Here is a 10,316-nt window from a genome sequence, read left to right on the forward strand (position 1 = left end):
GGTCAGGATTTCCGAGGCACCCGGCAGGGTGCACCTGGAGGGTTTCCCCATGCTCGATCGTTCTCCTCAGGTTCCGCGTGTTCGCACCTCGTCCGGGCGGCGGCGGGTGATCGTGATGGCGGCGGTGATGGCTTCCGCCCTGGCCGTGGGCGGCACTTTGCCCTCGTCCGCGGCGCAGGCTCACGGCTCTGGTGATGTCGTACGGCAGGGTCTGGACCGTCTGGTGCACCAGGACCGCTACCCCGCCGCCCTGGCCTCCGTCGTCGGCCGTGACGGGCGCACCCACCACTACACGGCCGGGGTGGCGGACTTGAGGACCGGGGCGAAGGTGCCGGTCGACGGGCAGGTGCGGGTGGGGAGCAACACCAAGGCGTTCACCGCCACGGTTGTCCTGCAACTCGTCGGTGAGGGCAAGGTCGCTCTCGATGCCCCGATCGAGCGGTACCTGCCGCATCTGGTGCGGGGCAAGGGCATCGACGGCCGCCGCATCACGGTACGTCAGCTGCTCCAGCACACCAGCGGACTGCCCGAGTACAGCGACGCCCTCGGCGACTTCACCGGCAAGAAGGAGCGCCACACCTACCTCCAGCCCCGCACGCTGCTCGACGCGGCGCTGGCACGCAAGGCGCTGTTCGTTCCCGGGACCAGCTGGTCGTACAGCAACACCAACTACGTCGTGGCCGGCCTGCTCGTCGAGAAGGTCACCGGCCGCCCACTGTCCGAGCAGATCACGAAGCGGGTCATCGACCGCATCGGGCTGCGCCATACCTACTTCCCCGGCGTCGGCGACGAGCGCATCCGCGAAGCCCACCCCCAGGGCTACTTCGCGACAAAGCCCGGCGCGCGGTTGGAGAACATCACCGAGTTCGACCCCTCACCGGGTTGGGCCGCCGGGCAGCTGATCTCCACCCCCAGCGACCTGAACCGCTTCTTCTCCGCCCTGATGGGCGGCAAGCTGCTGGGGCCCGCGCAGCTCGCCCAGATGCGCACCACCGTCAAGGTCAACACTCCTGTGTGGCCGGCTGGTACCCGATACGGGCTGGGCGTGACCAGCACCCCGCTGAGCTGTGGCGGTCTGATATGGGGGCACGGCGGTGACATCCCCGGCTACCATACGCTTGCCGGTGTCACCGACGACGGCCGCGCCGTCACCCTCGCGGTCACCGCCGACCAACCGCCCACCAAGCAGGGCCCCGCCGATGTCCAGGCCCTCCTCGGCACCGCCCTCTGCCGGTAACTCCCGGCGCTCCTCGTGACCGTGCGGCATCGGCCGCTGCGCCGGCATGGAACCCGAGCGGGACCGGGGTGGGCCCCCTGCAATACCGGGAGCGGCAGCAGCACGAGTACCGGCCGCGGGTATGCCGGCAGTCGGGGAAGGAGCCCCGGAGTCAGCCCGCTGTGGTGCTTTCCGCGCGGGACAGGGCCACTTCGAGTACGACCAGCAGTGCATCCCGGACCGAGCCCGTCCTGCGTGCGTCGAAGACGATCAGCGGTACATGGTCGGAGACGTCCAGTGCCCACCGCACCTCGTCGAGGTCGTGGTGGACCTCACCGTCGAACGCGTTGACGGCGACGGCGAACGGCACGTCCCTGTGCTCGAAGTAGTCCACTGCGGCGTAACAGTCGTCCAGGCGGCGGGTGTCCACGATCACCAGACCGCCGAGAGCGCCCTCGACCACGTCGTCCCACATGAACCCGAACCGGTCCTGGCCCGGCGTGCCGAACACGTAGAGCTTCAGCGTCGGGTCGATGGTGAGGCAGCCGAAGTCCATGGCGACGGTGGTGGTGGTCTTGCCGGGGGTGTGAGAGAGGTCGTCCACGCCTGCCGCGACCTCCGTGATGGCGGCCTCCGTGGTCAGTGGCCGGATCTCGGAGATCGAACCCACGGCCGTGGTCTTGCCGACGCCGAAGCCGCCGGCGATGACCAACTTGACCGGTACCGGCGGCTGTTCAACCGCTGTCACGGAGTGTGTCCCGTGAGTCGGGGACGGTGCGCAGACCATCAATAACCCTTCGCAGTACGGAGATGTCCTGGGCTGTCGTGGCGTTCGGGACGTGGACCGCCAGATGTCCGGCGGTGCACAGGTCCTCCGCCAGCACCCGGACCACGTTGAGGTGGAGGCGCAGCCGGGCGGCCAGTTCCGCCACCGACTGCGGCCGTCGGGAGGCGGCGACGATGTCGTGTTGTTCGAAGGCGAGCGAGCCCAGGACACCGAGCCCGGACGACGTCGCCACGACCTGGCTCTCGACCGGGAGCGGCGGGCCGGCCCCGCCCCCCGCCACCCGGCCGGCGGTCAGCAGGAAAGGCCGGATCGCGGGAGCGCGGCCGGCCGGCTCCGACGGGCCCCGGGCGCTGCCCTCCTCCAAGCTCTCGGCTCCTCCGCCACTCTCGGCTTCGCCCGAGCGGGGGGACCCCCAAGAGCAGGGGGGACCCCCACCCTCGTCCGGTCCTGGTTCACCGGCGGCCATCATGCTCCTCTTCTTCGCGCCTGCCCCCCTGTCTCCGCGGTGGGGGACGGGTCAGCGGGCCGGTGCGGCGCCGGCGCTCTTCTTCAGCTCCAGCACCAGTTGGGGGGTGAGCGCGCTCCCGGCCCGGTTGGCGAAGAGGGTCATCTCGTAGGCGATGTTGCCGAGTTTCGCCTCCCTTGAGGTCACCACGCCGAGGACGGCACCGCAGCCGATGGCCGACACCAGCACATGGCCGCCCGCCAAGTCGATGATGACCTTGTTGAGGGCGCCGAGGCCGTAGTTGCCGGACGCACCGGCGGCCAGACTCGTGATGCCCGACACGATCGCTGCGAGCCGCTCGGAGTCGGCCTGCTCGCGCAGTTGGGAGACGGCGATCAGCAGGCCGTCGGAGGACACCGCGATGGCGTCGACGACGCCGGCGGTCTCGGTGGCGAACCGGTCGAGCAGCCAGGTGAAGTCGGCCGCGGCGGCTGTCAGATCGGTGACTTTCTCCCGCTCGGAACTGCTCTTACCTGTCGGCGTGGTCACTGCCCGACTCCTTCCGGGGTTGCTGGTGTGGCGAGGGCGCTGGATCCCTGGGGGCAGCGGCACTCTCTTGCTCCGCCCTGCGTACGGCGGCCTCGAATGCGTCGAGTTCCGATCGGACCGCGTCGGCGTCGACAGGCCGGCGCACGGCCTGGGCCGTACGGTCAGCCGTTGGGGTGGTCATGTTGAGCGTCGCACCCCGTACCCGCCGTCGCAGCGGCCGACCGGACTGTTCCGGGTGCGGCTCGACCGCGGGGGTGGTCTGCTCCGCCTCCGGGCGGAGCGGGAGGCGCCGGGGGAGCTCGCTTCGGGGTGAGGGGGCGGCCGGCCGCCGTTCGGGCGTGGCGGCGGGGGTCCGCACCGGCAGGGGCGTGGCGGAGGCCGGTGCGGGCCCGGGTGCGGGCGCGGTGGACTCCCGCTTGGGCGTTGCCGGGTGCTCTGACGCGGCCTCGGCCACGTCAGAGGCGGCCTTGCCCTCGGCCTTGTCCGCCCCACCGTCCCCGTCCCCGGCCACGTCCGCGGCCGGGGACGGTGAGGCGGCGGGGTTCACGGCCAGCAGCAGCGCGGAGGGGAGCCAGACGGTGCCGGTGACCCCGCCGCCCGGAGTACGGCTCAGGGCGACCCGTATGCCCGAGCGCCGGGCGAGGTTTCCGACCACGAACAGGCCGAGGACCTTGGTCGGTACGAGGTCGAGCCGTTCCCGGCGGACCAGCCGGGAGTTCTCCTCGCCGAGCCGTTCCGCGCTCATCCCGAGACCGTGGTCGATGACCTCGATCAGGGCACCACCGTCCGAGGTGACGTCGGTGCCGGGCCGGACGACGACCTCGACCGGTGTGTCGGACGGGGAGAACGAGACCGCGTTCTCCAGCAGTTCGGCGAGCATCAGCGTCAGATCGTCGACGACGTCGGGCGCGACGGTGACCTCCGTCTCGGACCGCAGGGACACCCGCTGGTATCCCTCGATCCGGCCGAGCCCGGCCCGTATGACGTTGGCCAGGGTGCTGGGCCGGGCCTCCACCTCGGGGTCCCGGACTCCGGCGAGCAGCAACAGGCTGTCGGCGTTGCGCTGGAGGCGTACGGCGAGGTGGTCGATGCGATACATCCGCTCCAGGACGTCGGGGTCGGTCTCCTCGCGCTCCACGGCGTCGATCAGCATGAGCTGGCGTGAGGTCAGGTTGCTGACACGGCGTCCCACGTTGCCGAACATCTCGGCGACGTTGCGGCGGCTGAGCACCTGCCGTTCCAGCAGTGCCGCGGCGGTGAGCTGCACCTGGTTGAATGCCTCGGCCAGGTGGCCGATCTCGTCGTGGACCGGGACGGGGATCGGTTGCGGCTGCAGCGGGGTGCGCTGTGCCGACTCGTCGTCCTCGACCCTGGCGAGCTCCTCGCCGGCCACGTCGACCACCTGCTGGGCGGCGCCGGTCAGGGCCGCCAGGGGCTGCACGACCGAGCGCCGGACCAGGACGGAGAAGGCCAGCCAGGAGGCGAAGCCGAGCAGGGCGAGGCCGAGCATCGCCAGCGCGTTGTCCAGGGCGCTGCGGGAGAGGCTGTCGGCCTGGACGGCGATCTGGTCGGTCAGCGACCGGGTGATGTTGAGGCGGGCCTCGGCCTGCCGGGTCCCGGCGGTGATTGCCTTGCGCAGCTGATGCGGGCTCTGGCCCTGCAGGGAGCCCGGATCGATCTGGAGCTCCGCGAACTGGGCCTCGATGCCGTTCTCCTCGGCATCTCGCTCGATCCCGCCCAGGCGCAGGACCTGGTCCGGGTCGGCGAGCCTGCCAAAACGTTCCGACTGTTCCTCGTAGAGCTTGTGGGCGCCGACCGCACGGGTGTACTCGGTGAGCGCGTTGGCATCCCGGGTCTGGGCGGAGAACACCCCGCTCTCGAAGGCCGCGTGGGCGGCGTCGGCACGCAGCACCGTGTCGAGGAGATGGGTGACCGAGGACGACGAGGTACCGGCGAAACGGTCGAGGCCGATGCCGTCGATCAGGTAGCCGACCGCGGCAGCGTACGCGGGATCGATGTCGGCGGCCGGAACCGGTCCCCGTTCGACCTTGTCGCGCAGTACGGCCAGGTCTCGGATGTAGTCAAGGGCCTGCGACTCCTTCTTCGGCAGGCCCGCCCCGAACGCCGAATGCACGGCGGTGACCTGCGCATTGGTGTCGCGCTGCGTCTGATGGTAGGCGGCGGTTGACGGCAGGGCGGCGCCGGGCCGGATCGCCTCCTGCTCCACGGACAGCAGGATCGCCTGCCGGTTTTCGGCCTGTACGTCGTTGATCAGCCTCGCGACCTGCTCGCTGTGGCGCACCAGCTCCGCGGTCCGGCCGGCGTCCAGGGCCTTCTCCACCTGAGTGTTGACGCCGATGGCCAAAAGCACGCCGACGACGGCGACGGGCGTGATCACCAGAACGTTGAGTTTCCGCCGGAACGGCCATCGGGCCAGGAGGGCGCCCGCCTGCTGACGGAACCGTGGCCGCAACAGTGAACGCCTGGACGGGTCCAGTTCGTGTGGCGGGTCCACTGTGTCCACAGACACCCAGGCCTCCTTACGACGTGCTCCTGAGCGGTGACCGAGGTGGTGTTGTTGCGGACCGCCGACGACGGGGGGACTGTGGCGTTTGCGAAGTTTGCTCCTACATGCGAGCGAAAAGATTGCGCCACATGACCAACCGGTCGCGAACATTACCGCTTGTGCACACGCATGCAAGAGGTGACCCATCAATGGCCCAACGGTATTCAACTCTTTGTCACATTTGGTTCGTTACCCTCTTGCGGTGTGCCAGGCCGGCCGACGGTCCGGTGTCCGTGGGGGAGCGGCGCGCGGGCGGCTCCCCCACGGGGGAGCGGCGCGCGGGCGGCTCGTTCCTCATCGGGGCGCGGCGCCGGCGGCGTAGGCGTCCCTCCCGAAGGTGGCTGCCCCTCGGAGCATCGCCACCCGTAACCTGTCTCCCCCACCCCAACCCGTATCCTCATCCTGCCGTGCGAGGAGACCCGTGCACCCCACCCGCAAGGCGGTTGTGACAGCCACCGCACTCCTGGTCATGGCCGTCGCCGGCTGCGAATCCGGCGGCGGCACCACCGCATCCCACAAGAGCTCTTCGAAGCCCGGATGTCCCACCGTCCTCTCCGGAGCCAAACAGGCCGTCAAGAAGGCCGAGGAGGCCAACGCCCCCTGGAGGGGCCCCACCACCGGACCCGGGGCCGTCCACGGCAAGACCATCGTCTACGTCGCCGAGACCCTGACGAATCCCGGCGTCGCCGGCGTCGCCCAAGGTGTCCAGGAAGCCGCCAAGATCGTCGGATGGCACGCCCGCACCATCAACGGCCAGGACACGCCCGGCGGCCTCCGGGCCGCCTTCAAGCAGGCCGTCAGCCTCAAGCCGGATGGCATCGTCATCAGCGGTTTCGATCCCGGGACGGCCGCGGAGGACGTCAAAAAGGCCCATGCGGCGGGAATTTCGCTGATCGGCTGGCACGCCACCGCAGCTCCCGGCCCCAGTAAAGATCCGCAGCTCTTCAGCAACATCACCTCCCGGGTCGAAGACGTCGCGAAGATCAGCGCCGACTGGATCATCGCCCGGTCCAACGGCCATGCGGGCGTGGTCCTGTTCACCGACGCCTCGGTACCCTTCGCGAAGCACAAGTCCGATCTGATCAAGAAGGAACTCGCCACCTGCGCCGGCACCAGGCTGCTGAGCTACACCAACATCCCCATTCCCCAGGTCAATCGCCGCTCCATCGGGGAAGTCCGCTCCCTGCTGTCCCGTTTCGGCGGCAAGTGGACCTATTCCGCCGCCATCAACGACCTGTACTTCCAGCATGCGGCCCCCGCCCTGCGTGCCGCGGGCAAGGACGGCGCCGGCGCCCCCTTCAACATCGGCGCCGGTGACGGCGACCCGTCGGCCTTCGAGCGCGTCAACGGCAAGGAGTTCCAGGCCGCCACCGTGCCCGAGCCCCTCTCCGAACAGGGCTGGCAGATCATCGACGAGTTCAACCGCGCCTTCACCGGCGCCCGGGACAGCGGGTACGTCGCCCCCGTTCACATCGCCACCGCCGCCAACAGCGGCGGCGCGCTGTCCTGGGACTCCGACGGCTTCCGCCAGGCCTACCGCAAGATCTGGGGCGAATGACGTGCTCTCCCGGTGGAGGCCGTGGGCGGGTGCGCTGTTCCGGGGCGGCGGAGTGCGTGGCACCGGCGGGCATGGCCGTACAACATTCAACGGCATGGGGTGGTCTTCGCCACGCCGTCACGGATTCTTGGGGGAGTGCTCATGTCGTACTCGCAGCAGCCCGCGCCGCCCGGTCCGCGGCCCCGCCCGCGCGCACCGCTCCCGCCCGCCCGGCCGGGTCCCAAAGGTGCCGGGAGCGGAGCGGCCGCCCCGCTGGACGGCCACCGGTTCCCCCCATCGAATCCGATCGGAACCCATTCCTCCGCTTTTGCCCGGGGTGGGGTCCTGTCGAGTGGGGGCCGGTCACGAGATATCTTGATGTCGAGCAATGTTGCAGACGTGGAGCGGAGCACCCGGTGACTGACTCGACCATCATCTACACCCACACTGACGAGGCCCCGGCCCTGGCGACGTATTCGTTCTTGCCTGTGATCCAGGCATACGCGTCGAAGGCCGGCGTCAGCGTGGAGACCCGTGACATCTCCCTGGCCGGGCGCATCATCGCAAGCTTCCCCGAGCGCCTGGAGGAGGGGCAGCGCATCGAGGACGCCCTCGCCGAGCTCGGCCGGCTGGCCAAGACTCCCGGCGCGAACATCATCAAGCTGCCGAACATCTCGGCCTCGATCCCGCAGCTCAAGGCCGCGGTCGCCGAGCTGCAGGAGCAGGGCTACGCGCTGCCCGACTACCCGGACGACCCGAAGACCGACGAGGAGCGGGACATCCGCGCCCGTTACGACAAGGTCAAGGGCAGCGCCGTCAACCCGGTCCTGCGCGAGGGCAACTCCGACCGCCGCGCACCGGCGTCGGTGAAGAACTACGCCAAGGCGCACCCGCACCGCATGGGCGCCTGGACGGGCGACTCGAAGACGAACGTCGCCACCATGGGCGTCGACGACTTCCGCTCCACCGAGAAGTCCGCGGTCATCGGCTGGGACGGCTCGCTGCGCATCGAGCTGTCGGGCGACGACGGCTCCACCACCGTCCTGCGCGAGTCGGTACCGGTCCTCGCCGGCGAGGTCGTCGACGCCTCCGTGATGCGGGTGGCCGCGCTGCGGGAGTTCCTCACCGCGCAGGTCGCCCGTGCCAAGGCCGAGGGCGTGCTGTTCTCGGTGCACCTGAAGGCCACGATGATGAAGGTCTCCGACCCGATCATCTTCGGCCATGTGGTCCGCGCCTTCTTCCCGAAGACCTTCGCCCAGTACGGCGAGTCGCTCGCCGCCGCCGGCCTGACCCCGAACGACGGCCTCGGCGGCATCTACAAGGGCCTGGAGTCGCTGGCCGACGGCGCCGAGATCAAGGCGTCCTTCGACGCCGAGCTGGCCGAGGGCCCGGCGCTCGCCATGGTCGACTCCGACCGCGGCATCAGCAACCTGCACGTGCCGAGCGATGTCATCGTCGACGCCTCCATGCCGGCCATGATCCGCACCTCCGGTCACATGTGGGGCCCGGACGGCGCGGAGGCCGACACCCTCGCGGTCCTCCCCGACAGCAGCTACGCCGGCATCTACCAGGCCGTCCTCGACGACTGCCGCGCCAACGGCGCCTACGACCCGTCGACCATGGGTTCGGTGCCGAACGTCGGCCTGATGGCGCAGAAGGCCGAGGAGTACGGCAGCCACGACAAGACCTTCGAGATCCCGGTCACGGGCACCGTGCGGGTCCTCGACGAGAGCGGCAACGCCGTGCTCGAGCAGGTCGTCGGCGCCGGTGACATCTTCCGGATGTGCCAGACCAAGGACGCGCCGATCCGCGACTGGGTCAAGCTCGCCGTCACCCGCGCCCGCGCGACCGGCGACCCGGCCGTGTTCTGGCTCGACGAGGGCCGTGCGCACGACGCGCAGCTGATCGAGAAGGTCAAGGCCTACCTCCCCGAGCACGACACCGAGGGCCTGCAGATCGAGATCCTGGCGCCGGTCGACGCGATCACGTTCTCCCTCGACCGCATCCGCCGCGGTGAGGACACGATCTCCGTCACCGGCAACGTGCTGCGTGACTACCTCACCGACCTCTTCCCGATCCTCGAACTCGGCACGAGCGCGAAGATGCTCTCGGTCGTCCCGCTCATGAACGGCGGCGGGCTGTTCGAGACCGGTGCCGGCGGCTCCGCGCCCAAGCACGTCCAGCAGCTGGTCAAGGAGAACTACCTGCGCTGGGACAGCCTGGGCGAGTTCCTCGCGCTCGCGGTCAGCTTCGAGCACCTTGCCCAGACGACGGACAACGCGCGCGCCCAGGTGCTCGCGGACACCCTCGACCGTGCCACCGGCACCTTCCTCAACGAGAACAAGTCGCCCAGCCGCAAGCTCGGCGGCATCGACAACCGCGGCAGCCACTTCTACCTCGCGCTCTACTGGGCCCAGGAGCTGGCGAAGCAGACCGACGACGCACAGCTCGCGGGGGCGTTCGCGGCACTCGCCAAGACGCTGGCCGAGCAGGAGCGCACCATCGTCGACGAGCTGACCGCGGTGCAGGGCTCGCCGGCCGACATCGGCGGCTACTTCCAGCCGTCCGTGGCGAAGGCCTCGGCGGTCATGCGCCCGTCGACGACCCTCAACCAGGCCCTCGCGACCCTCAGCTGACGCGACAGCCACGGAAGATCCTTCCGCCCCGGCCGGCACCCCGCCGTCCGGGGCGGTTCCGTTTCCGCGGGAAGCGTGAGGCCGCCCCGCCCCGTTGCCCCCACGGTGCCGGTGCCGAGGCGGGCCATGGCGATTCTTCCGCGCTTTGCGCCGGCCGGAAGCAGTTGCTCCGAAGCCCCGCGCGACATCATGACGCCGTGGACCCCTCCTCGCCCCCTCCTCCCCCTCTCCTCGCCCCTCCTACCGGCGGTGGGCAGCATGGGTTCTTGTCGAGTGCGCCAAGTGGGTCGAGGCCAGAGCCGTGGTCGCCGCAGTGATGGCTCAGGCCGGCGAACACCCATCCCGCACGCTCGCTGAACAGGACGACGAACGCGAAGCGACGCGGCGCGAACGCGCCCTCGACGAGCGACCCAAGGCCGCCCGCTCGAACCTGCGCTTCCAGGACCGGCGCGGCGCCGACCTCGAAGCCCGCAGCGCCGAACCGGACATTCCCAAGGTGGGCCGGGTCCGCTTCCGGTGGACCAAAGACCTTCCGGTCGGCAAGCGTGCCAATGCGAACGACCGGATCACCGGGGCACGA

General features: G+C 70.1%; 7 protein-coding genes and 1 pseudogene. 4 read left to right on the top strand and 4 right to left on the bottom strand.

The features are described from left to right. Window positions 1–49: 49 nt before the first annotated feature. The gene (locus ACWGJY_RS29845; protein ID WP_453263974.1) at window positions 50–1,237 is read left to right on the top strand and encodes a serine hydrolase domain-containing protein; all 1,188 of its coding nucleotides are present in this window, start codon (window positions 50–52) and stop codon (window positions 1,235–1,237) included. Window positions 1,238–1,388: 151 nt separating this feature from the next. Here ACWGJY_RS29845 and ACWGJY_RS29850 read toward each other — a convergent pair whose 3' ends face one another. The 4 genes from ACWGJY_RS29850 to ACWGJY_RS29865 all read right to left on the bottom strand — a co-directional run bounded on the left by ACWGJY_RS29850 (window position 1,389) and on the right by ACWGJY_RS29865 (window position 5,527). Beyond that, entirely contained in the window at window positions 1,389–2,003 is a 615-nt protein-coding gene (locus ACWGJY_RS29850; protein ID WP_453263975.1) for a GTP-binding protein, read from the bottom strand. Beyond that, complete coding sequence (locus tag ACWGJY_RS29855; protein ID WP_453263976.1) at window positions 1,951–2,367, bottom strand: DUF742 domain-containing protein; 417 nt, start codon at window positions 2,365–2,367, stop codon at window positions 1,951–1,953. The genes ACWGJY_RS29850 and ACWGJY_RS29855 overlap by 53 nt, the downstream gene beginning before the upstream one ends. A gap of 153 nt (window positions 2,368–2,520) precedes the next feature. Continuing rightward, the gene (locus ACWGJY_RS29860; protein ID WP_453263977.1) at window positions 2,521–2,997 is read right to left on the bottom strand and encodes a roadblock/LC7 domain-containing protein; all 477 of its coding nucleotides are present in this window, start codon (window positions 2,995–2,997) and stop codon (window positions 2,521–2,523) included. After that, the gene (locus ACWGJY_RS29865; RefSeq protein WP_453263978.1) at window positions 2,978–5,527 is read right to left on the bottom strand and encodes an ATP-binding protein; all 2,550 of its coding nucleotides are present in this window, start codon (window positions 5,525–5,527) and stop codon (window positions 2,978–2,980) included. Before ACWGJY_RS29865 ends, ACWGJY_RS29860 begins: the two co-directional genes overlap by 20 nt. Window positions 5,528–5,984: 457 nt before the next feature. Here ACWGJY_RS29865 and ACWGJY_RS29870 point away from each other — a divergent pair, with 457 nt between their 5' ends. The 3 genes and pseudogenes from ACWGJY_RS29870 to ACWGJY_RS29880 all read left to right on the top strand — a co-directional run. Then, the gene (locus tag ACWGJY_RS29870) at window positions 5,985–7,121 is read left to right on the top strand and encodes a substrate-binding domain-containing protein (RefSeq protein WP_453263979.1); all 1,137 of its coding nucleotides are present in this window, start codon (window positions 5,985–5,987) and stop codon (window positions 7,119–7,121) included. A 395-nt stretch (window positions 7,122–7,516) separates the two neighbouring features. Further along, window positions 7,517–9,736 carry an NADP-dependent isocitrate dehydrogenase gene (locus ACWGJY_RS29875; protein WP_453263980.1) on the top strand — a complete coding sequence of 740 codons (2,220 nt, stop codon included), beginning with the start codon at window positions 7,517–7,519 and terminating at the stop codon, window positions 9,734–9,736. 301 nt (window positions 9,737–10,037) lie between these two features. Next, window positions 10,038–10,316: pseudogene (locus ACWGJY_RS29880) on the top strand (hypothetical protein); the annotation flags it as partial.

Source organism: Streptomyces sp. NPDC054765 (genome assembly GCF_053612065.1).

Bases quoted from the DNA above. Each gene is read 5' to 3' on its own strand.
- ACWGJY_RS29845 (WP_453263974.1), top strand. From the start codon at position 50: ATGCTCGATCGTTCTCCTCAGGTTCCGCGTGTTCGCACCTCGTCCGGG.
- ACWGJY_RS29850 (WP_453263975.1), bottom strand. From the start codon at position 2,003: ATGGTCTGCGCACCGTCCCCGACTCACGGGACACACTCCGTGACAGCG.